Here is a 24,069-nt window from a genome sequence, read left to right on the forward strand (position 1 = left end):
GATTCTCCTCTTGTCTTAAAATTTTGCTAGATCAGAATCACTTCAGAGCTTTTCATGATGGCTGCCTTTTGTGTGTCAATTTATTTCAGAAAGTGACTCTCTCTGTAATTTATCGAAAAGACTCATTTTTTTATCATCATGCAATATCGTATAATTTTAACAATCTATTAATGAGAGGACGGTTTTTTGTTGTGTTGTCAACTTTTTGCAGACTTAAGAAGTTGGGGATTTCGAAGCAAAAGATACAATTAACCACTGAATCCCCAATTCCTTTAAGCTCGCTGATAGGTGCTGACCTTCTATTTCGGGCTTGATATCTACTTGTATTGGAGCTGTCTTGCTTGGGAAAAACATACTCTTTTTGGGCGTGGATCTGCGAAGATGCTAAATGTGTGTGCTTTGTGGTTGGAATTATTTACCATCAATACAATGGTATGTCCTTGAGAACTTACATCCTACTGTTTATAGATAAAATGTTACTTGTCCGGTGGTTATGTCGTGAGAACCGCCAACAATACCAATTTGTCCACTCTCTATCATTTCTTTCAATATAGGGCTTCGTTCTGTGATGGCTTTAACTGTCCGTTTTATATTAATGGTTGCTACTTTTTCTACAAATTCTGCATTTCCTGAGTTTCTATTTTCTGTTATAGTCAGTTCGTCATCTACGGCAGGTCTTATTTTTGTGAGCAAGGAAGTAAGGTTGCCCATTTCAATATGATCGCAAGCACCTTTTACTGCTCCACATTTTGTATGCCCTAACACTACTATAATTTTTGAACCCGCTACTTTGCAACCAAATTCCATACTACCCAAAATGTCTTCGTTGATAATATTTCCAGCGATACGAATACTGAAAATATCACCTAACCCTTGGTCAAAAATTAGTTCAGCCGAAGTTCTACTGTCAATACAGCTAAGAATTACGGCAAATGGATGTTGTCCATCTGATGTTTCGTTTGCTTGTTGTAAAAGATTACGGTTAACTTTAAGATTATTTACAAATCTTGTATTACCGCCTTTTAGTAATTCTAAAGCCATTCGTGGTGTTATGGCATCCTGCATTTCTTTGTTTAATGTTTTCATTTCTTTTTATTGTTTTTAAAATGGTTTATGAATTTAAGCTGTCTCAATAAAATTGATTTTTTCAACTATAATATTTTTAGTTTTGGCATTAATTTCGTAATCTTTAATCAATTCAATTACATCGTAAGCAATTGATATAGATTTTGAGCAATCAATAATCACTTTTGAATTTGCAGGAATAGCATCCAAAACTTTTATAACGCTTGCTTTGTTAAAAAATGAAACTTCTTCGGCTAAAACAAGATGGTGCAACTCGTGTACTTCTTCATTTGTTTTAATAACTTTCAAATGATGAGAATTACGATAACTATGACGCAAGGTGTAGAAGATGCCAAAAAGCATTCCTATAGTAATTCCTTTTAATAAGTCAGTTGCTAAAATAGCTATTACCGTAGCGGTAAACGGAACAAATTGCTCCCAACCTAATTTATACATCTGTTTAAAAAGTGATGGTTTGGCTAACTTATAACCTACCATTAAAAGAATAGCAGCTAAACTTGCCAATGGTATTCTATTCAAAATGCTTGCTATCGTTAATGCACTCATCAGCAAGAAAACACCGTGGAGAATAGCAGACATTTTCGTCTTGCCGCCGAAGTTGATATTTGCCGAACTGCGAACAATTACTTGCGTGATAGGCAAACCACCAATTAAACCAGAAATAACATTGCCCAAACCTTGTGCTTTTAACTCTCTATTTGTCGGTGTAATTCGCTTGTCGGTGTCAAGTTTGTCAGTGGCTTCAACACAAAGCAGGGTTTCTAAACTTGCAACAATAGCTATTACAAAAGCAATTTTCCAAACTTCTAAGTTTGTGATTGCCGAAAAATCAGGGAAAGTAAACTGTCCAAAAAATTCAGTAGCAGAGTGAGGTACAGGAATTCTTACTACTTGGTCGGCAGCCAAACTAAAGTTTAATATTCCATTTTGATAGAAATAGTTCATCAGAATACCCAGAAAAACTACAACAATAGGTGCTTGAATTAGCTGAAATATTTTATGCTTTTTGATTAATATTTTGTCCCAAAGAATTAATATAGCTAATGAAATTGCTGCAATTAAAAATGCCCCTGGTGTTACAAAGTCAAGTGCTTTAAAAATTTCCGAAAATGTATTTTGTCCATCCGCCTGAACAAACGCATCATCACCTTCCATATCTTTATCCCAGCCTAATGCGTGGGGTATCTGTTTTAAAATTATTAAAAGTCCTATACCTGTAAGCATTCCTTTGATAACTGATGAAGGAAAAAAATGGGCAATGAAACCTGCTTTAGCATATCCCAAAATGAGTTGGATAATTCCCGCCAAAACAACGGCTGTTAGAAAAGCTGGCCATGAACCGCCAAGTGTAGTAATCGAAGTTAAAACGATAACAGCTAAGCCTGCTGCTGGGCCACTCACACCCAATGGAGAGCCGCTTGCTACACCAACTACAATACCTCCTACAATACCAGCAATAATACCTGCAAATAAAGGTGCACCCGAGGCAAGGGCAATTCCCAAACATAAAGGGACGGCCACAAAAAACACGACAATACTTGCGGGTAAGTCGTGCTTCAATTCTTTGAACATATTTTTTAGCTCCATTGTTTTATTTTTAAGTTATTGGGCGTAAAGATAGGAATAGTTTTAATATTGATAGCAATACTATTACATATAATTGTAAAATTATTTTAACTATCTTTGCCACATTGATTTTATGCAAACCAAAAATAACCGTGAAGATACAGTTACAGATAAAAATGAATGAGGCATTGTTTCTCCGCAATCCTGAAGCCACGGAGTTAGGCAAAAAAATCATCAAACACAGTATTCAACTTATTTACAAAAGCGGTTTTGAGGTGTTTACCTTTAAAAAACTGGCAGAAGATATTGGTACAACTGAGGCAGGCGTTTACCGCTACTTTGAAAACAAACACAAGCTGTTGATTTACTTAACCTCATGGTATTGGGGTTGGGTTGAATTTCAGATTAATTTTCATACCAATAATCTTAAAGACCCTATTGTCAAATTAAAAAGGATAATAGAGTTATTGGCTTCTACCATTGAGGACGACGAGCAAACAAGTTACGTAAACGAAAGCTTATTGCATCAAATTGTAATTGCAGAAGGGTCAAAAGCATATTTGACCAAACAAGTAGGTGAAGACAATAAACAACAATTTTTTAAGCCCTATAAAGATTTATGTGCTGTCATCGGCAATATTATTTTGGATTGCAGTTCGGAATATAAATACCCCAAATCATTAGCGTCTACCATTATTGAAATGGCACATTTTCAAAATTTCTTTATGTATAACCTTCCATCTCTTACCGATTTTGGAAAAACCAAAGAGGAAGCAGAAATCATTGCGTTTTTGAATGATTTGGTTTTTTCCAGTATAAAGAGGAATTAATTATCTCTATTTTGGAAGTCAGGGCAAAAACAAATGTGCTGAAATGTGCGGTGTTTTTTTTCTTCTTTTGTCCACTATAAGCAGTGGAGCTGTCAGTGATTTTAGATATTGTGCAACTCTCAAAGTCTCAATGGAATTGGGGCTTAAAAGCAATTCTCAAACTTCGTCATTAAGAATTCTTTCTTATTGATAAATTTACTAAAGTTTATCAAAGTTCCAAAAGTTTGATTTATATTGACAAAATATCATTTAGAAATATTAATCAAAATTTATAGATTTGCTATCTCATTCAATCATTTTTACTCAACCCTCCCATGTTAAAAGTAAACCTAAGCCTTTTTGTGGCTTTTATAATTTTCACTGGCAACAGTTTAATCTTAAATCATTCTCCAAGCCAAAAAAATGAATTGGTTAAAATTGCAAATGATTCATTACTTATTGGATTTACTTGTCCCCCAGATTTATTAGCCAGTTATTTCGCAGGTCCGAGCATCGTTCCAAGCCCATCGTGTCTTGCTGTTGCGGCTTCAGGTGAAGTTTTCGTTGGGGTAGATATGATTGGCTCTCTTGGAAAAACTCCTGGAAAAGGTCGCATCGTCAAACTTATAGATGCTGACCATAATGGTAAAATGGACAACTACACCGTATTTGCCACATTAGATAACCCACGAGGTATTATCAGTCTTGGTGATAAGTTGTATGTGTTGCACACTACTTTCAGCAAAGAAACGGGCAAAGCCTCTGGGATGGATTTAGTAGTATTTGAAGACAAAAACAACGACGGTATTGCCGATGATGCATCAAAGCCTTTAGTACAAAACATTTGCTCCCCTAAATTCCTGCAAAGTAGAGGCACCGACCACTCAACTAACGGTATCCGCATGGGTATTGATGGATGGATTTACATTTCTGTGGGCGACTTTGGTTTTACGGATGCAGTGGATAGGTCTGGAAAAAAATTAACTATGTTAGGAGGAGGAATCGTAAGGGTTCGTCCTGACGGAACAGAATTGGAAATTTTCACCCATGGCACCCGTAATATCTACGATACAGCCATAGACCCATATATGAACATTTTCACCCGAGACAACACTAATGATGGTGGAGGATGGAACATTCGTTTCAGCAACCATATACAATCGGGAGAATATGGATACCCATCACTTTTCAAAAACTTTACTGAAGAAATTATCCCGGCATTGGTTGACTTGGGCGGAGGTTCGGGTACAGGCTCAATATTTATAGACGATGCCAGTTGGCCTGAAAAATACAACCATGTACCGATGATGGCAGACTGGGGAAGAAACCAGCTTTTTATTCACCGAGTACAACCTGACGGAGCCACTTTCACACAAACTGAAGAAGAGTTTATTAAACTGAGACAAATTACAGATGTTGATGTTGATGCTACGGGGCAAATGTATCTTTCTGCTTGGGATGGTGCTGGCTACTCTGGCAATCCAAATAAAGGTTTTGTGGTACGAGTCGTGCCAAAAGACTGGAAATATGTGGCTTTTCCTGATATAAAAAAATCTACTGTTGCTCAATTGTCAACTCTTCTTAAATCAAGTAGCGGTATGGCAAGATTGGCAGCTCAACAAGAACTACTTTCTCGAACCGCCAACGACGCTATTGAAGTAAGTTGGGCTATTGCCTCAAATAAGAGTCTGTCATTAGATGTGCGAGTTGCGGGGATTTTTACCTATGCACAAGCTGCAGGAGCCAGCGGTATATCGAATTTGGTGAAACTTGCCGCAGAAGAACCTGTCAGAGAATTTGCATTGAAAGCCTTGACTGACCGTAAAGCAAACATTAGCAAAGTACCTTTATATTTATTTCAAAAAGGACTTAAAGACCCATCCCTTCGTGTACAGGTGGCTTCTATCATTGGCTTAGGTCGCTTGGGAAGAGTTGAGGCGGCTAAAGCTTTATTGGAAGTGAAAGTGCCCGCCTCTTTCTTAGCTCCGGCCAAAGGAAAAGAAGGTCCCCATGCCACACCTAATTCAGCCATAGTTGTTCCGCACATTGCAGTTAGGTCGTTGGTGAGTTTAAATGCCTTAGATGCTTGTATTGCTGCCATAGGCACAAAAAATTCGACAATAGCTCTTTGGGCATTGCGTTATATGCACAGTCCTAAGTCTGTTAATGGCTTGATTGCGGCTTATAAAGTGGCTAAAGATTTGAAAAGTAAAAAAGAGATATTGGCAACCCTTTCACGTTTATACAAAAAAGAAGCTCCTTACGATAGCTCTTGGTGGTGGAGTACCCGTCCTGATACCCATGGACCATACTATAAAGATATTGTTTGGGAATCTTCTCCTGCTATCAAAACCCTTTTGATAAAAGAATGGAATAAAGCATCGGATAAGTCATTTTTCGTAGATTTGAATGACAAAAACCGCATGGGCATCATCGAATTTGGGAGTGGGGAAGTAATAGCAGCGAAAGAAGAAGTAAAAGTGGATTTGCAAAAAATACGCAATAAAAAAGGTCAGGTGGGCGAATCATCAATTGAAGATGTAATGTTGGCAATGGCAAAAATTCCTGGTAAGGCAGAGCTTGGAAAAACCTTGTTTACCAAACAAGGCTGTATCGCATGCCATAGTTTAAGTACTTCAGAGTCTATAAAAGGGCCATTTATGGGTCAGATCGGGTCTATCATGAATAGAGAACAGATAGCAGAATCTATACTTAAACCCAATGCCTCTATTTCTCAGGGTTTTGCTTCTGTTATGATAGAAGCCAAAGGCGACATGAACTATATGGGCTTCGTAACTGAAGAAACTTCGAGCCAATTGACCTTAAGAGACATTGGCGGCAATGTTAGTAAAATAAAGAAATCAGATATTATTTCAAGGAAAGAATTGGAAACTTCGATGATGCCTGCTGGACTGGCAAACGCACTATCTTATGAGGAGTTAGCCTCCTTAATCACTTTTCTTTATAATCAGAAAAAATAACTCTAATAGCCAGATGAAATGTATTTTGTCTGGCTGTTTTTATTTTACTCAAGTAATATTTTTTGCATTATACTTCCTGCGGAAGTATTAAACTGTTGAAATAAAGGTAATTAGCTTGCATCTTTGTGAGATGGAAGCACAAAAATATGATAAATTAAAGCATCTTTCTCACTCACTTTTTAAAAGATGTACAGGCGTAAACAAATTTATTTTTAAATTAAAGGTTTTAGTGGTTGAAAAATACGATATATTTCGTAGTTAAAAAAACGGCTTACCATAACTTTTTCCCGAGTGGAGCTTTGACATATAAAGCAACCGACAATCACTCTTTTAATTTAGCGACCTATTCGCAAATGCCGTTTTAAAAACGGCATTTGCAATGACTGAATGGATATTCAGCCGAACTGGTTTTTTTTGAGAATAAAGCATCAAAATATGGAATTTATTTGATTAATTATATTTGTGCTTTTTTCTCTTCTTCTCGAAAACCTTACTATTTCATTGTTTTTAAGCAAAAGTTGTTTTGAGGTGCTACTTCTTACATAAGCCCAATTAACGACTTGAGATTTGTTGGGTCGAACAAATTCGCCATGCAATTGTAGTATTTTTTGTACTTTTCCGATAGTTGTGGCTACCATAAATCTTTGACCATCAGCAAGATAAATGGTTGTGTAATTGATGTCAGCTACCAACATTATTATTTGCTCGGGATGAACAATACGACCGCCTATATGAACACTATCTTTTTTAATATCTGCAAAGTTTTTCATTGGCTTAAGGTTTAAAGTAAAGTAATCTGTTATTACAGCCATATTCTTAATTTATTTAAATGTTTATCAATTTGGACAAGATATTAAAGTAAAAACAAGTTGACCTGTATTACTCACGGTTAATTTCCAACATTGATTATTCGGTGATTTCAGTATAACACCCGAACTAATATTTTGTAAAAATATATCATCATCTTGAATTTGTAAACGAGCAACAGGGCTTGTATTTGGAGCGAAATTGCCAATTCCAATATTCTCGGTTTGGCTAAATGTTCAACATTTAGTCAGTGTGTCAAGCGTTCTTTGAACGCACTTGTTGGAAATGCCTTTGTAACAACGGCTGACACACCTAATGAATGAATATTCAGCCGAATGGAGAAACTGTTTTCAACAATCCCTGTGTTTTCATCTCTGATATTTTGCCAATCATCATAAGACATATACCTTGTATCAATTATCATAATTTTAAATTTGTTTGAAATATTTTTTAACCGCCTAAATAGGCTAAATAATGCCTAAAATAGATTACCAACTGCCAAGAGCAAAACGTTTCCAAATATTATTTTGAACACAGATATAGAAGTATTCATCATCAAAAGCCAATTGTCCTTGTATTCCTGTTGAGGTTGAAGATGCAGGAACTCCATTGTTTTTTTGTAATAAAAGTTTACCATTAACTTTGAGTAAGCCATTATCAAATTCACCATAAATCAAAGGTGTATTTGTTTCAGAATTGGCAATAATTAGTTTCTTTGAAGTATTTTGAAAATATAAATTATTACCTGAATTAGCCCCAAGAAATATATTTCCATTTCCAGAAGTCATTTCCCCTGCTTTATAACCTAACGCAGTATTATTGTTTCCATCACGGTTACTTTTAAGTGCATTTTCTCCAATAAAAGTATTGTTTGAACCTGTAATAGTCGAGTTAGCTTGAATTAAATCTGGTGTAATCAAAATAGATTTTGCGTTATTATGAATCACCACTTTTGTATTACTATTCTCACCTTCTGTATATAGTTGTTGAATTTCATTGGTTGTTAATGCTCTATTCCAAATTCCAATATCATCAATTTTTCCATCAGTGTAATGCCAGAAACCATTTGCTTGGTTTGATTCACCTATTGAAATACCTGAATTACCAGCAACATTCATCGGTTGTGAATATAATTGGGTAGCCGAAAGACTTCCATTGATGTAAAGTTTAACTTGAACTCCATCATAAGTCATAACTATATGATGCCACGTGTTTAGTTGGAGAGTGGTATTTGATGTGGCTATTCCAAATGGAGTACCTATAATTTCACCATTTACAGAAGTCTGACTGAAACGTAATTGCCAAGCACCTCCACTCGGAGTTGAATATGTGTGTTGATACCTATTTATTATTATTGAACTTGGACCTCCTGGATTTGAACTCCAGTAATAGCTTCTTGGATATAGCCAAACCGATACAGTTATATTTGTAACATCCAATTTTGTGTTATAAGGGATGTAGATTTCATCGTTTTGCTGTTGCCATTGAGCATTTGCAAAGTCAAAATCATAAGCGGTGTTTACATTACTTCTTCTATCGGTTGTTAAAGTTGCTCTTGTTACTATTCCATTTAGATTATTCCCACTCACATCATTTGCATTTCCATTAAAAGGATAATAGGCAACTAAGCCTTGTGTTATTATGGTTTGAGCGATAGTAGCAGAAAAGGATGTTATCAGTATTCCAAATAGTGAAACAAATTGTTGAATTTTGTTCATAGCAGTTTTTATGTTTATTTTCTCTCACAAAGCTATCTTTCCACCAAGCCCAATCAAAAAAAATTTGTGTGATAACGCTTACTCACGTATTTTCACGTAAATTTTGCTGAGTCTCCAACCTTTTTCTCACTATGCGAGCTAATCTAATCATCTGTTTTTGTTTATTTATGGCTTGCAATAGCTTCGCTGCTACTATTCAATGGCTTGATGTTACCCACAAGAGAGTTTATCGAATAGATATAAAAAGCCAAATGCTTGAAATAGAAACTACACCTGAGCAATGGCAAATGATAGGAAAAGTAAGTTTGGCGGGTGTTGACGATTTTGATATTCCTCCTTATCTGCGTTTTCAAAGTTTGCCCACTAATCAACCAAATCAAAGTTATCTTTTGGCAGATTGCACCAATCAAGTATATATATTTGATTTTGAAAAAATGCAACTCCAACGCATCGACAAAACATATTATAGAGGTTATAATTGTCTTAGTACGAGATTTGTGCGTGATCATATTATCTATTGTTTTGGTGGGTATGGTATGTTTCGTACCAACAATTTAATGACTTATTTTCAGGAAGAAACCAAAGAGTGGATAGCTCTAAATCCTGCCAACGATGCTCCAAAATCTATTCATTTGGGCATAGAAGGCTATTCTAAAGAGAAAGATGTATTTTTTTCTGGCTTAAATTATTTTTATAGCGATTCTGAAAATAGAAGCAAATCAACTATTGATTTTGGCTTTTATGAATACAGTTTTACTACCAAACTTTGGAGAAAACTGGGTATTATTGACCAAGAATCTTTCAAATATATTGTTACAGATGGTATCAATAAAAATATTTATTGGAATGATAAATACTTTGTACTTCACTATTTTCAAGCCCCTTATAGCAGAGTTTTGATTATTGACCCTTTGAAAAATGAGGTTTATTTGTGGGATGATAAAGAAAAGGTTCTTGGTACAACTAATGCCAGTTATGAAACTGAATTTGCTAAAGAATATGTCATAGGAGACTCGTTATATAATGTACAAGTGCTACGAAGTCAGAAGGACAAATTTGCTCAAAATAAATATTCTATTGAGCAAATGAAACTAAGTGCAGTCTTTTTAGGAAAATTGTATGTTTCAGAAAATCAGAATAAATATATTTATGTATTAGTTTTTGTAGGTTTAGTAGGGATTGTGAGTTATTGGTTTTTCCAAAAAAAGAAGAAATCGAATAATGAAAACAATAATTTTATTGAACTAAATGACATTGAAAAAAGAGTATTTGATGTTTTGGTTTCCAACACGCAAGAAGGAGGGTTAAGTGCCGAACAACTCAACGAAGTACTTGAAATTGGTAATAAATCAATTGAAAATCAAAGAAAACTAAGAAGTGATTTTCTAAAAGGATTTGAATATAAACTTAATCAAATCTATCAAACTTCCACACCAATTGAGCGAATTCCATCAAAAACAGATAAAAGGATGCTTGGATATGTGTTAAATACAGTAATTTTGGAAAAAGCAAAACCTTCGTGATATGCTCCGTTCGGCGAAAGCATACGAATCACCCACAAAAAAAACAAGGTCAAGCAAAATGCCTGACCTTGTTTATAATTTATATGATGAAAAAAACTCATCATTCTTAATTCTCTAAATACTAAACGTACTCTCTGCGTTGCTTGGCTGCATCTTGAGCTTTTTTCTTTTCAGCTGCTGCTTCAAGTTCTGCCTTGCTACCAACAATGATGTTTTGATATTTACGATTACCCGTTCCAGCAGGAATCAAGTGTCCAACGATTACGTTCTCTTTCAAACCTTCGAGTGTATCACGCTTTCCTCTTACGGCAGCTTCTGATAACACTTTTGTAGTTTCTTGGAACGATGCCGCCGACATAAATGATTCTGTACCTAACGAAGCAGAAGTGATACCTTGCAATGTTGGACGAGCCACGGCTGGCATCGAATCACGCACGACTAATTGTGCTAAGTCAGCACGCTTCAATCGGCTATTTTCGTCACGCATTTCACGACCTGTAATAATCTGACCAGGCTTGTATTTATCAGAAGCACCAGCTTCTAATACTACCTTTTTGTCCAAAATTTTGTCGTTTCCTGCACGTACCAACCACTTGTCAATCATTTGGTTATCCAAGAAGAGGGTATCACCTGAGTCAATTACCTCTACTTTTTGCATCATCTGACGAACAATTACTTCAATGTGTTTGTCAGAGATTTTTACTCCTTGCTGACGATATACCGCTTGTACTTCGTTTACCAAATATTCTTGCACTGCAGTTGGCCCTTTAATACGCAAAATATCGGCTGGCGTAATAGCACCATCTGAAAGTGGGTCGCCTGCCAATACGAAATCACCATCTTGTACTAAGAATAATTTCGACAAAGCAACCATGTATTTCATTTTGATACCATCTTTTGCTTCCACAAAAATCTCACGATTACCACGTTTGATCGCACCATATTGTACGATACCATCAATCTCCGATACAACCGCAGGATTTGAAGGGTTACGAGCTTCAAACAATTCGGTGATACGAGGCAAACCACCTGTAATGTCACGGTTCATGTTGATAGCACGTGGAATTTTTGCCAAAATTTGACCTGCTTTTATAACTTTACCATCTTCAACTGTCAAACGAGCCAATACAGGTAAGTTATATGCTTTTTCTTCCTCTCCATTGCCCGAACGAACAATGATTGAAGGGTTTTTAGCACGGTCTTTCGATTCGATAATAACTTTATCACGGAAACCAGTTTGCTCATCGGCTTCTTCTTTATAAGTTATATTTTCCTCAATCGCATCATATTCAATTACTCCATCAATATCCGAAAGGATAACGGCATTAAATTGATCCCAATGGCACATTACATCACCTTTGATTACTTTTTGCCCTTCTTTTACTTCCAAAGTTGCACCATAAGGTACGTTATTGACAATGAGTACGTTATTTGTACCTGTTTCAATGATACGAATTTCGCCACGACGACCCAATACAGTTGTAATTACATTACCATCACGGTCGGCTGACTGTACGGTACGTACTTCTTCTAATTGGATTGTTCCTGCAAATTTCGCTTTCACGTTTGCTTCAGAAGCAACGTTTTGGGCAGTACCACCCGTGTGGAATGTACGTAGGGTAAGCTGCGTACCTGGCTCACCGATTGATTGCGAGGCAATAACACCTACTGCTTCTCCACCATCAGCCATTCTACCTGTTGCCAAGTTACGTCCGTAACATTTTGCACAAACACCCGTTTGGGTTTCGCAAGTCAATGCTGAGCGAATTTCAACAGTTTCGATAGAAGTGTCGTCGATTTCAGCGGCAATTTCTTCCGTGATTTCTTCGCCTGCTTTTACGATAAGTTTCTTTGTCAGAGGGTCTATTAAATCATAAACCGATGTACGGCCCAAGATACGCTCAGAAAGTGGCTCAACGATATCTTCGTTGTCTTTCAAAGCTGAAACTTGAATTCCACGTAAAGTTCCGCAATCTACTTCGTTCACAACCACATCTTGAGCAACATCATGCAAACGACGAGTTAAGTAACCCGCATCGGCTGTTTTCAAGGCTGTATCGGCCAAACCTTTACGAGCACCGTGAGTTGAAATAAAGTATTCGAGTACGTCCAAACCTTCTTTAAAGTTAGACAAAATTGGGTTTTCAATAATTTCTCCAACCGAACCTTGAATGTTCTTTTGTGGTTTCGCCATCAATCCTCTCATTCCACCCAACTGACGCACTTGTTCTTGCGAACCACGAGCTCCAGAGTGCATCATCATATAGATTGGGTTGAAACCAGCTTGGTCTTCTTCCAATTGTTTCAAAAGAATTCCTCTCATGTTACTATTTACACGACCCCAAATATCAATAATTTGGTTATAACGCTCACGCTCAGTAATGATACCAAACATGTAGTTATTTTGTACTTCTTCTACTTCCTTCTTGGCATCGTTTACCAATTTTACTTTTTCAGGAGGGATAATAATATTATCTAAACCGATAGATAAACCACCTCTAAAGGCTGTTTGGTAACCTAATTCTTTAATATCATCCAAGAATTTGGCAGTACGAGCATAACCTGATTCTTTAAAAACAAGTCCGATTAGTTGTTGAAGCCTTTTCTTGGTCAATAATTCGTCCAAGTAACCAACTTCTTCTGGCACGCATTGATTAAATAAGATACGCCCAGCAACTGTATCAATTACTTTATAAACTAACTGACCGTTTTCATCTTTTACTTTCACACGGCATTTGATATGGGCGTGTTTTGAAACAGCTCCCTCATTCATGGCAATAATTACTTCTTCTGCCGAATAGAACGTAATACCTTCGCCTGGCTCTTTGTTAGTTGGCGTAGATTTACGCCCTTTTGTAACAAAATAAAGACCTAAAACCATGTCCTGAGAAGGCACAGTGATTGGAGCTCCATTAGCTGGGTTCAAGATATTGTGTGAAGCCAACATCAAAACCGAAGCTTCCATGATTGCTTCCTGACCAAGTGGTACGTGAACCGCCATCTGGTCACCGTCAAAGTCAGCGTTGAAGGCTGTACAAACGAGTGGGTGCAATTGGATAGCTTTTCCTTCCACTAATTTTGGTTGGAAAGCCTGAATACCAAGTCTATGGAGCGTAGGAGCACGATTTAGAAGAACTGGATGCCCTTTCAACACGTTTTCCAAAATATCCCAAACTACGGCATCTTTTCTATCAACGATTTTCTTAGCAGATTTTACTGTTTTAACGATTCCACGCTCAATTAACTTTCTGATAATGAACGGTTTGAAAAGTTCGGCAGCCATATCTTTTGGCAATCCACACTCATGTAATTTCAATTCTGGTCCAACAACGATTACCGAACGACCAGAATAATCAACACGCTTACCCAATAAGTTTTGACGGAAACGACCTTGCTTTCCTTTCAACATATCTGAAAGTGATTTCAAGGCACGGTTACCTTCCGAACGAACGGCGTTTACTTTACGTGAGTTATCAAAAAGTGAATCAACTGCTTCTTGCAACATACGCTTTTCGTTACGTAAGATTACTTCTGGAGCTTTGATTTCTAACAAACGCTTTAAACGATTGTTACGAATAATCACACGACGATATAAGTCATTTAAGTCAGAAGTTGCAAAACGACCGCCATCTAAAGGCACAAGCGGACGTAATTCTGGTGGAATAACTGGCACCATACGAATAATCATCCACTCTGGTCGGTTCTCAATACGAGTGTTTGCATCACGCAAAGCCTCAACGATTTTCAAACGTTTTAAGGCATCAGCCTTACGTTGTTGTGAAGTATCGGTAGCAGCAGAGTGACGTAAATCGTACGATAACTGGTCTAAATCTAAACGTGAGAGCATCATTTCCAATGCCTCTGCACCCATTTTAGCGATAAATTTATTTGGGTCTTTGTCGTCGAGCATTTGGTTATCACGTGGCAACTTGTCCATGATATCCAGATATTCTTCTTCGGTCAAGAAATCGTTTTGTGAAACGCCGTCTTCACCTTTCAAACCTGGTTGAATTACTACGTACCGTTCGTAATAGATAATTTGGTCGAGTTTCTTCGATGACATTCCTACTAAGTAACCAATTTTGTTTGGTAAACTACGGAAGTACCAAATATGAGCCACTGGAACAACCAATTCGATGTGTCCCATGCGTTCACGACGAACCTTTTTCTCAGTAACTTCTACGCCACAACGGTCGCAGATAATGCCTTTGTAACGAATACGTTTGTATTTACCACAGTGACATTCCCAATCTTTTACTGGCCCGAAAATACGCTCGCAAAACAAACCGCCCATTTCGGGTTTGTATGTACGATAGTTGATAGTTTCGGGTTGTGTAACTTCGCCATAAGAGCTTTCCAATATTGACTCTGGTGAAGCCAAACTGATGGTAATACTCTGGAAGTCACTATTTAGTTTTTTATTTTTCTTTAAAGACATTTTCAAGTATGATTGATGTGAAAATGATATGCTCATTTTAAGGTGTGTGATTCCTTAGAAAAACACACCTTTGTATTTTTTTACTGCAAAGTAATCTCCAATGCCAATCCACGTAATTCGTGAACCAATACATTGAATGATTCTGGGATATTTGGTTTTGGCAAATTCTCCCCTTTTACGATGGCTTCGTAGGCTTTTGCACGACCTATTACATCATCCGATTTTACAGTTAATATTTCTTGCAAGATATGTGCTGCACCGAATGCTTCCAATGCCCAAACCTCCATCTCTCCGAAACGCTGGCCCCCAAACTGAGCTTTTCCACCCAATGGTTGTTGCGTAATGAGTGAGTATGGCCCGATTGAACGAGCGTGCATTTTATCATCAACCAAGTGACCAAGTTTCATCATATACATGATACCTACGGTTACTTTTTGGTCGAAAGGCTCGCCAGTTAAACCATTGTATAGTTGCGAACGACCGTAAGGCGGCAAACCTGCTTCTTCCAATTCGGCTGTTACTTCTGCTTCAGTAGCACCGTCGAAGATTGGAGTGGCATATTTACGCCCTAATTTTCTACCCGCAAGACCTAATACAACTTCATAAAGCTGACCGATATTCATACGTGAAGGTACACCAAGTGGGTTCAACACGATGTCCATTGGCTGACCTTCTGCCGTAAATGGCATGTCTTCATCACGAACAATACGTGCAACAACTCCTTTGTTTCCGTGACGACCCGCCATCTTATCACCTACTTTCAACTTACGTTTTTTGGCGATATAAACTTTGGCTAATTTCACGATACCTGCTGGCAACTCATCACCCACTTCCAATACAAAACGCTCACGTTTGAAGCGACCAATTACTTCGCCACGACGAGCCAAGTAGTTTTTGCAAAGTGCTACAATCAATTTATTGAATGCAGTGTCTTCTGTCCAACCGTCAAGAATTATATCTCCCAAAAGGTTTACTTCTTCTGGTACATTATATTGGCTTTCATCAACATAATTATTCTTATCGGGAAATAAATTATTGGCAATATTTGAACGATTGAATTTAACACCTTTCGAGATTAACTCATCTCCAAATTTATGCTTTACTCCAACGGTTGTTTTTCCGTCAAGGAGTTCAGTCATTTTATCAATCATCAACTCACGAAGTTCCAAAAGACCTCTTCCGTGTTTTTTCATTAACACTTTTAGTTCTTCTTTGTGCTTAGAGCGTTCTTCTTTGGTTGGGCGAGAGAAAAGTTTTGTGTCGATAATTACACCGTCCATTGATGGTGGTGCTTTTTTCGAAGCATCTTTCACGTCACCAGCTTTGTCTCCAAAGATAGCACGTAATAATTTTTCTTCTGGAGTTGGGTCTGATTCTCCTTTTGGAGTAATCTTACCAATCAAAATATCTCCTTCTTTTACACGTGTACCTGTGCGAACAATGCCATTTTCGTCAAGGTTCTTCACTGTTTCTTCCGAAACGTTTGGAATCTCAGCCGTTAGTTCTTCTTCGCCACGTTTAGTATCACGTACTTCGAGTTCGTATTCTTCGATGTGAATAGAAGTGAAAATATCTTCACGCACAACTCTTTCCGAAATTACAATCGCATCCTCAAAGTTATATCCTTGCCAAGGCATGAAGGCAACCAAAAGATTACGTCCAAGAGCTAATTCACCGCCTTGTGTGGCATATCCTTCTACTAATATTTGACCTTTTTTGACTGAATCTCCTTTCAATACTATCGGACGAATGTTGATACAAGTATCTTGGTTCGTACGACGGTGTTTGATTAGTTCATAAGAAGTAAGATTAGAGTCAAAACTTACTAAAGATTGCTCTTTTGTCCAGTCATAACGAACCTTGATAACGTTAGCATCTACATATTCAATTACACCATCTGATGCTGCAACCACCAAAGTACGTGAATCACGAGCTAAACGACCTTCCAAACCTGTACCTACGATTGGAGCTTCTGGACGCAACAAAGGCACAGCCTGACGTTGCATGTTTGAACCCATCAAGGCACGGTTGGCATCATCATGTTCAATAAAAGGAATCATAGATGCTGCCACGGAAACGATTTGGTTTGAGGCAACGTCCATGAAGTCGATTGATTCTGGAGCTTTCATCGGGAAATCACCTTCGTAACGACATTTCAGTGCATCAACCAAGAAATTCCCTTCCTCATCTACGTGTGCTGTTGCCATAGCGATGTTTTTACCATCCTCTTCTTCAGCAGTTAAGTAAACCAACTCTTTTGTCAATTTACCATTTTCAATTTTTACGTATGGCGTTTCGATAAAGCCCATACCATTGATTTTGGCAAATGTACAAAGTGACGAAATCAAACCGATATTTGGTCCCTCAGGAGTTTCGATTGTACACAAACGACCGTAGTGCGTATAGTGTACGTCACGAACCTCGAAACCTGCACGCTCACGACTCAATCCCCCTGGTCCAAGAGCTGACAAACGACGCTTGTGCGTAATTTCTGCCAATGGATTGGTTTGGTCCATAAACTGTGATAATTGGTTTGTACCAAAGAATGAATTGATTACCGACGATAGTGTACGGGCATTAATCAAATCTACAGGCTTGAAATCTTCGTTATCACGAACGTTCATACGCTCTTTGATTGTACGAGCCATACGAGCCAAACCTACACCAAATTGTGAGTAAAGTTGCTCTCCTACTGTACGCACACGACGATTTGATAAGTGGTCAATATCATCAACAACTGCTTTTGAGTTGATAAGCTGAATAAGGAACTTAACGATTTCGACAATATCTTGGGTTGTCAAAACACCAGTTTCAAGTGGTGTAGTCAAACTTAATTTTGTGTTTACACGGTAGCGACCTACCTCTCCTAAATCATAACGTTTTTCGGAGAAGAACAATCCTTGAATAATCTCACGGGCTGTTGCTTCGTCGGGTGCTTCGGTGTTACGCAACTGACGATAGATTTGCTCAACCGCTTCTTTTTCAGAGTTTGAGCTATCACGTTGTAACGTATTATATATAATGTTGAATTCTGAAACGTTAGCATCTTCTTTATGAAGAATGATTGATTTCTGCTCTGTATTTAGAATAGTATCAATATCATTTTCTGAAATGACCGAATCACGCTCCAATATAACTTCGTTACGGTCGATAGAAACTACCTCACCCGTATCTTCATCTACGAAGTCTTCTGTCCAAGTACGAAGTACACGAGCAGCCAAACGACGACCGATTGCTTTTTTCAAAGCTTCTTTTGTTCCTGGAATTTCTTCCGAAAGGCCAAAAAGGTTTAAGATGTCTTTGTCAGACCCAAAACCTATCGCACGAAGCAATGTTGTTACAGGGAATTTTTTCTTACGGTCGATGTAGGCATACATGACATTGTTTACGTCAGTCGAGAATTCAATCCACGAACCTTTCATCGGGATTACACGAGCTGAGTACAATTTTGTACCATTTGTATGCTTGCTCATAGAGAAGAACACGCCTGGCGAGCGGTGCAATTGCGACACGATTACACGCTCTGCTCCGTTTATTACAAAAGAGCCACGTCCGTTCATGTACGGAATGTTACCTAAAAATACTTCTTGCTCGATTGTCTCGAAATCTTCGTTGTCGGTGTCGTTACAAATCAAACGCAATTTTGCTTTTAAAGGCACAGCGTAAGTTAAACCACGGTCAATACACTCATCTACTGAGTATTTTGGTGGGTCAATTGTGTAATCAACAAACTCTAATACGTAGTTTTCGCGTGAATCGGCGATGGGGAAGTTTTCGGCAAATACATTGTAAAGCCCTTCCATTTTACGGCTTTCGGCAGGAGTCTCAATTTGGAAAAAATCCTGAAATGAGGTTACCTGAATATCCAAAAAGTCTGGATAATCAACGACTGCTTTAATCGTTGCGAAACTTTTTCTACCGGTTTCTGTCAGATTCAAGGTTTGAAAAGTTTTAAGTGAAAAATTGTTTACGATGCTGAATGCTCGTTTTTCGATGTTTGGGTATAAAACTCGAAATCGTTAAGACCCGAACCTCAAACATCTAATCTCGAATATCTAACTATATTATCGTAGTGAAGCGAATCATCGTCCCTGTTCAACTGCCCTACGGAAACAGAAGTGTATCGGACAAAAATCCTATTAATGAAATGCGTATTTTTAAGGGGTATTGATAAATGAGGTGCGAAATTACACAATAAAAACGATAAAAACAATAGTTTATTATAGTTTTTTGTATATCAAGAATATTAAAGGTATTGAATAGTTAAATTTTCTTTAGGGGCGAATATGTTATTTGAAAATTGGAGTCAATTAAAGTTAAACAGAAATACCTCATTTGAATAAACAAATGAGGTATTTCTTATGAAAATCGGATACCGAACATGTGGCATCTCACTAAAAGCAAAACTTATTTTACTTCTACTTCAGCACCAGCTTCTTCCAAAGACTTACGTAAGCCTTCAGCTTCGTCTTTAGCTACACCTTCTTTAATAGCTTTTGGAGCAGTATCAACTAAATCTTTAGCTTCTTTCAAGCCAAGACCTGTCAAATCTTTCACCAATTTAACTACTTGTAATTTGTTCGGGCCAGCAGCCTTCAAGATTACGTCGAAAGCAGTTTTCTCAACTGGAGCTTCAGCAGCCTCACCAGCAGGACCAGCAACTACAACTGCAGCAGCAGCAGCAGGCTCGATACCATACTCATCTTTCAATATTGTTGCTAATTCGTTTACTTCTTTTACAGTTAAGTTTACTAACTGTTCAGCGAATGCTTTTAAATCTGCCATTTTTATAGATTTTAAAGTGTTTTTTTACAAAAATAAATGATAAAAATTTTAATTATTAACCGAAAACTGCCAATTGATGACTGTTAACTGATAATTGTTTAGGCTGCTTCTCTCTCTGAAAGAGTTTGAAGAATTCCAGCCAATTTTTTGCCACCGCTTTGTAGCCCAGAAATAACATTCTTGGCAGGTGACTGCAACAAACCAATGATTTCGCCAACCAATTCTTGCTTAGATTTCAACGTGAGCAACGTATCCAATTGGTCGTGTCCGATGAAAATGCTTGAATCAATTGATGCACCTTTTAGTTTGATGCTATTTTTGTTTGCTTTAAGGAAATCCTTAATAAGTTTGGCAGCTACTTTGCCATTCTCTGTATGAAACATCACACCTGAAAAACCTTTCAATACTGTGTCATCAAATGATGTATAATCAGTATCTTGTCTTTCGAGTGCTTTCTGAATCAAAGTGTTTTTAATTACACGATACTCAATACCACGTTCGAAACATAAGCGACGTAAATCGTTGGTCTTAGCAACGTTTAAGCCACTTGCATCAGTGATATAGAAGTAAGGCGTAACTGCAAACTTACCAGCAAGTTCCTCAATTATTACTCCTTTTTCTTCTTTTGTCATGATTACAATCCATTAATGGTGGTTTTGTCGATTTGAATACCAGGACCCATTGTGCTTGCAAGTGAAATAGTTTTCACGTACGTGCCTTTTGCCGACGATGGTTTCAACTTCAACAAAGTTTGAATCAATTCGATGGCATTTTCTGCCAACTTCTCTGGTGAGAACGAGATTTTACCAATGGAAGCATGAATGATACCAGTTTTATCAACTTTAAAGTCGATTTTACCTGCTTTCACTTCTTTCACTGCCGTTGCTACATCTAATGTAACCGTACCAGATTTAGGGTTTGGCATCAATCCACGAGGTCCGAGAATTTTACCTAATCTACCTAATTTCGCCATTACGGTTGGCATCGTGATGATAACGTCAATGTCTGTCCAGCCTTGTTCGATTTGTTTGATATAATCATCCAAACCTACGTGGTCGGCACCCGCTGCTTTCGCATCTGCTTCTTTATCTGGCGTACAAAGCACCAAAACACGTACAGTTTTACCTGTTCCATGTGGTAATGCCACAACACCACGAACCATTTGGTCAGCTTTACGAGGGTCAACCCCAAGACGAACGTGAACGTCCACCGATGAATCGAACTTTGTATAAGCAACATCTTTCAAAACAGTAGCCGCTTGTTCAAGCGAATATTCTTTTGTGGCGTCAAACTTAGCGTTCGCTTCTTTTCTCTTTTTTGTTAATTTTGCCATTGGCTTGATTTGGTTTTAGCGTCAGAATATAATTGTAAAATGACTGAACTTTGAATAATTGATTATTTCTAATCTTTCTGCAAAGCTCCTTCGATTCCACAAAACTTCTAACTCCCAGTGAATAAATAGGTGATTGATAATAGTAAACTTGCTTTATTGGCTCATTTACTTATTCATCATTCACAATTAAAACGGTGCGTTGCCTGTGATGGTGATACCCATGTTTTGGGCAGTACCGGCAATCATCTTCATTGCTGAGTCAACAGTAAAGCAATTTAAGTCGGGCATTTTGGTTTCAGCGATAGTTTTCACTTGATCCCAAGTAACCGTTCCAACTTTCTTACGATTTGGTTCGGTAGAGCCTGTCTTTACTTTGGCTGCTTCCAACAACATGATAGCAGCGGGAGGAGTTTTGAGTTGAAATTCAAACGATTTGTCAGTGAAATAAGTAATTACCACTGGCACTACCATACCCACTTTGTCTTGGGTACGAGCGTTGAACTGCTTACAAAATTCCATGATGTTCAAGCCTTTTGAACCTAACGCCGGACCGATTGGTGGCGATGGGTTTGCTTGACCGCCTTTTACCTGAAGTTTCACATAACCTGCGATGTCTTTCGCCATTGTCTTTCAGATTTTTAAAGGAATGTAAAATTAGATTTGATTTTCAAATAAAAACGAGGGTAACAACCTTGCCTAATTATTAATCATTTCCGTTGATTTAGTTCAGAAACTCTGCCATTAGCCAGGGGAAGCGACGGCACGAATGCCGTCAAGGCTAAAGCAAAATTTCTGCCGCAGCGATTGATGTTTGCACACCTATCGAAAATCGGACTGCAAAATTAGCGTTTTTGTTTTGTAAATGCAACTATTGTGTAGGAAATGTTTTACTTCGCTGTCTGAGCGTAGTTGAAGACACCGAAACATCGAAAGCAACCAATAATACTCAAATTAAAAACCACAATTATAAATTATTTTCTCATATTTGGCGATGTTTTTATAAAATTCGTGAAAAAATCACAAAAACAAATAAAATGCTAATCGAATTTAGTGTAAGTAATTTTCGTTCAATTAAAGATTTGCAGACGCTGAGCTTTTTGGCTACTGCAATGAACGAACATGAAAAGACAAATGTCTTTGATGCAACGGATAAAATTCGTTTGCTGAAATCAACCTGTATTTATGGGGCAAATGGTAGCGGAAAAAGTAATTTGGTGAAGGCAATGTGGGCAATGATAAGTTTTATTAAAGCTACGTTTGAAGATAGAAGGAGGTTTGATGAGCATATTCAACCTTTCAAATTGAACACTTCTACACGAAAAGAAGGTTCTTTTTTTCAAATTGTGTTCATACTTGAAGGAAGAACTTATCGCTACGGATTTGTTTACCTGAAAGGAAAAATCATGTCAGAATGGCTTTTCGGAACTGCTAATAAGAATGAAGTTGAGTATTTTACGAGAGAAAACAAGAATATATATATTAATAAAGAAAGATTTAAAGAGGGAATTGGCTTAGAATCTAAAACAAGAGAAGATAACCTTTTTTTGAATGTTGTTTATGAGTTTAATGGAAAAATTGCTGAAACTATTTGTATTTATTTTACTAAAATATTAATAGTACAAGGTTTTGATATGGCAACTAAAAAAATACTAAGAGATGCTTCTTATCAAGTTATTCAAGACAAAAAAGATAAGTATCGTTTATTAGAAATTCTAAAAATAGCCGATGCCGAAATTTTTGATATAAATTTAGAGTATAATTACGAAAAAGAAGTGAATCAAATTATTTCTCAAAGAAAACTATTTAACGAAAATGAGCAAGAAGAAGGCTTAGTGAATTTTGACTTTGATGACGAAGCATCAGATGGTACAAAGAAGATGTTTTATTATAGTGGGACATTCGTAAATTTAATGAAATCTGGCGGTACAATCATCATCGACCAATTTGATGAAAGATTTCATACTTCGCTGACAAAAGCAATTGTAAAGTTGTTTAATTCCGAAAAAAACAAATCTGCTCAATTATGTTTCGTTACGCATGACACCAATCTTTTAGACAATGATTTACTTCGCCGTGACCAAATTTATTTTGCCGAAAAGAATCAAAGAGGTGAAACAGCTATTTATTCGCTTAATGAAATCAAAGGCGTGAGAAATGATTCTTCGCTTGAAAAAGATTATATCAAAGGCAAATATGGGGCAATTCCTTTTATCAAAAATCTAAATAACATTTTTGAATAATGGAAAAACAGTCAAATACTTTCAAGCCAAGCGATAGAACCAAAGCATGGAATAAAAGACTAATTGCCGCTCGACCAGCAAGAAATATTGCTATCCGAAATACTTTCCTCATTTATTGTGAAGGTGCAAATACTGAACCCGAATATTTTAATTCATTTCCAATTATGCCCCAGGCAAACGCAATTGGCTTGTCGAGGTCGGGCGTTTCTTTGGTCGAAAAAGCAATAGAATTGATGGGAAAACAAAAAGAAATTGACCCAGACCAACAAGTTTGGGTAGTTTTCGACAGAGATGTGAGGTATTCTGACGGCAAAAAAGGCGATGCTGATTATAATAAAGCAATAAAACTTGCCAACGAAAAAGGCATAAAATGTGCCTATTCAAATGATTGTTTTGAGTTATGGTTTATTCTTCATCGAGAGTATCAACAATCGGCACTCTACCGAAAACAATATTATGAAAAACTCTCAAAATGGCTGACTATCAACTATGAAAAAGATGGTAAAGGGAAAGATTTTGCAAAAAGTTTATATTCAAGATTTGAAAATCAGCTTGAAACTGCCCTCAAAAATGCCGAAAAACTGCATAATTCTCATAACGATAAAGAGTTTCACCAACAGAATCCTTGCACAACTGTTTATAAACTTGTGCAAGAATTGAGAAAGAATTTACGAAGGTAAACATCAATAGACTTCCTGCGAAAGTGTTTTATGATTGAAAAATAGTAGATTTTCAAGCGAAAATTGAGGGAATTTTGAAAGCATAGCACCGCTACGGTTGAAA

16 protein-coding genes are annotated in these 24,069 nt (G+C 37.2%); 5 read left to right on the forward strand and 11 right to left on the reverse strand.

Annotation, left to right across the window (positions count from 1 at the left end):
- Nucleotides 1–462 precede the first annotated feature (462 nt).
- Both ACH2CJ_RS09585 and ACH2CJ_RS09590 read right to left on the reverse strand, forming a co-directional pair.
- Nucleotides 463–1,086 carry a carbonic anhydrase family protein gene (locus ACH2CJ_RS09585; protein ID WP_394992402.1) on the reverse strand — a complete coding sequence of 208 codons (624 nt, stop codon included), beginning with the start codon at nt 1,084–1,086 and terminating at the stop codon, nt 463–465.
- A 33-nt stretch (nt 1,087–1,119) separates the two neighbouring features.
- Entirely contained in the window at nt 1,120–2,673 is a 1,554-nt protein-coding gene (locus ACH2CJ_RS09590) for a SulP family inorganic anion transporter (protein WP_394992404.1), read from the reverse strand.
- A 131-nt stretch (nt 2,674–2,804) separates the two neighbouring features.
- Between ACH2CJ_RS09590 and ACH2CJ_RS09595 the strand changes: the two genes are divergently transcribed.
- Nucleotides 2,805–3,482, forward strand: coding sequence for a TetR/AcrR family transcriptional regulator (locus tag ACH2CJ_RS09595; RefSeq protein WP_394992405.1), 678 nt, complete (start codon nt 2,805–2,807; stop codon nt 3,480–3,482).
- A gap of 314 nt (nt 3,483–3,796) precedes the next feature.
- Complete coding sequence (locus tag ACH2CJ_RS09600; protein WP_394992407.1) at nt 3,797–6,442, forward strand: heme-binding protein; 2,646 nt, start codon at nt 3,797–3,799, stop codon at nt 6,440–6,442.
- A 428-nt stretch (nt 6,443–6,870) separates the two neighbouring features.
- Here the strand turns inward: ACH2CJ_RS09600 and ACH2CJ_RS09605 are convergent, their stop codons facing one another.
- The 3 genes from ACH2CJ_RS09605 to ACH2CJ_RS09615 form a co-directional block, all read right to left on the reverse strand.
- On the reverse strand, nt 6,871–7,212 hold the full coding sequence (locus ACH2CJ_RS09605; protein ID WP_394992409.1) for a LytTR family transcriptional regulator DNA-binding domain-containing protein: 342 nt from the start codon (nt 7,210–7,212) through the stop codon (nt 6,871–6,873).
- Nucleotides 7,213–7,496: 284 nt separating this feature from the next.
- Nucleotides 7,497–7,673 (reverse strand): hypothetical protein, encoded by a 177-nt coding sequence (locus tag ACH2CJ_RS09610; protein WP_394992411.1) that lies wholly within the window; start codon nt 7,671–7,673, stop codon nt 7,497–7,499.
- Between the two features lie 64 nt (nt 7,674–7,737).
- Nucleotides 7,738–8,967 carry a LamG domain-containing protein gene (locus ACH2CJ_RS09615; protein WP_394992412.1) on the reverse strand — a complete coding sequence of 410 codons (1,230 nt, stop codon included), beginning with the start codon at nt 8,965–8,967 and terminating at the stop codon, nt 7,738–7,740.
- A 131-nt stretch (nt 8,968–9,098) separates the two neighbouring features.
- On the opposite strand from ACH2CJ_RS09615, the gene ACH2CJ_RS09620 reads away from it, so the two are divergent.
- Complete coding sequence (locus ACH2CJ_RS09620) at nt 9,099–10,490, forward strand: hypothetical protein (protein WP_394992414.1); 1,392 nt, start codon at nt 9,099–9,101, stop codon at nt 10,488–10,490.
- A gap of 121 nt (nt 10,491–10,611) precedes the next feature.
- On the opposite strand, the gene rpoC is transcribed toward ACH2CJ_RS09620, so the two are convergent.
- From rpoC to rplK, 6 genes are all read right to left on the reverse strand, one after another.
- Entirely contained in the window at nt 10,612–14,928 is a 4,317-nt protein-coding gene (gene rpoC / locus ACH2CJ_RS09625) for a DNA-directed RNA polymerase subunit beta' (RefSeq protein ID WP_394992415.1), read from the reverse strand.
- A gap of 80 nt (nt 14,929–15,008) precedes the next feature.
- Entirely contained in the window at nt 15,009–18,866 is a 3,858-nt protein-coding gene (gene rpoB, locus ACH2CJ_RS09630) for a DNA-directed RNA polymerase subunit beta (protein WP_394992417.1), read from the reverse strand.
- 469 nt (nt 18,867–19,335) lie between these two features.
- On the reverse strand, nt 19,336–19,713 hold the full coding sequence (gene rplL / locus ACH2CJ_RS09635; protein WP_394992419.1) for a 50S ribosomal protein L7/L12: 378 nt from the start codon (nt 19,711–19,713) through the stop codon (nt 19,336–19,338).
- 98 nt (nt 19,714–19,811) lie between these two features.
- Nucleotides 19,812–20,345 carry a 50S ribosomal protein L10 gene (rplJ, locus tag ACH2CJ_RS09640; RefSeq protein WP_394992420.1) on the reverse strand — a complete coding sequence of 178 codons (534 nt, stop codon included), beginning with the start codon at nt 20,343–20,345 and terminating at the stop codon, nt 19,812–19,814.
- Nucleotides 20,346–20,347: 2 nt separating this feature from the next.
- Nucleotides 20,348–21,046: a 50S ribosomal protein L1 gene (gene rplA / locus ACH2CJ_RS09645; protein WP_394992422.1), complete on the reverse strand. Its 699-nt coding sequence runs from the start codon at nt 21,044–21,046 to the stop codon at nt 20,348–20,350.
- 186 nt (nt 21,047–21,232) lie between these two features.
- Nucleotides 21,233–21,670, reverse strand: coding sequence for a 50S ribosomal protein L11 (gene rplK, locus ACH2CJ_RS09650; RefSeq protein ID WP_394992424.1), 438 nt, complete (start codon nt 21,668–21,670; stop codon nt 21,233–21,235).
- A 410-nt stretch (nt 21,671–22,080) separates the two neighbouring features.
- On the opposite strand from rplK, the gene ACH2CJ_RS09655 reads away from it, so the two are divergent.
- Together ACH2CJ_RS09655 and ACH2CJ_RS09660 are read left to right on the forward strand one after the other, a co-directional pair.
- A complete protein-coding gene (locus tag ACH2CJ_RS09655) occupies nt 22,081–23,286 on the forward strand; it encodes an ATP/GTP-binding protein (RefSeq protein ID WP_394992426.1) in 1,206 nt (401 codons plus the stop codon).
- On the forward strand, nt 23,286–23,966 hold the full coding sequence (locus ACH2CJ_RS09660; protein WP_394992428.1) for an RloB family protein: 681 nt from the start codon (nt 23,286–23,288) through the stop codon (nt 23,964–23,966). Before ACH2CJ_RS09655 ends, ACH2CJ_RS09660 begins: the two co-directional genes overlap by 1 nt.
- Nucleotides 23,967–24,069 lie beyond the last annotated feature (103 nt).

Origin of the sequence: Emticicia sp., from assembly GCF_043780375.1 — a bacterium.
Taxonomy (GTDB): Bacteria; Bacteroidota; Bacteroidia; order Cytophagales; family Spirosomataceae; genus Emticicia.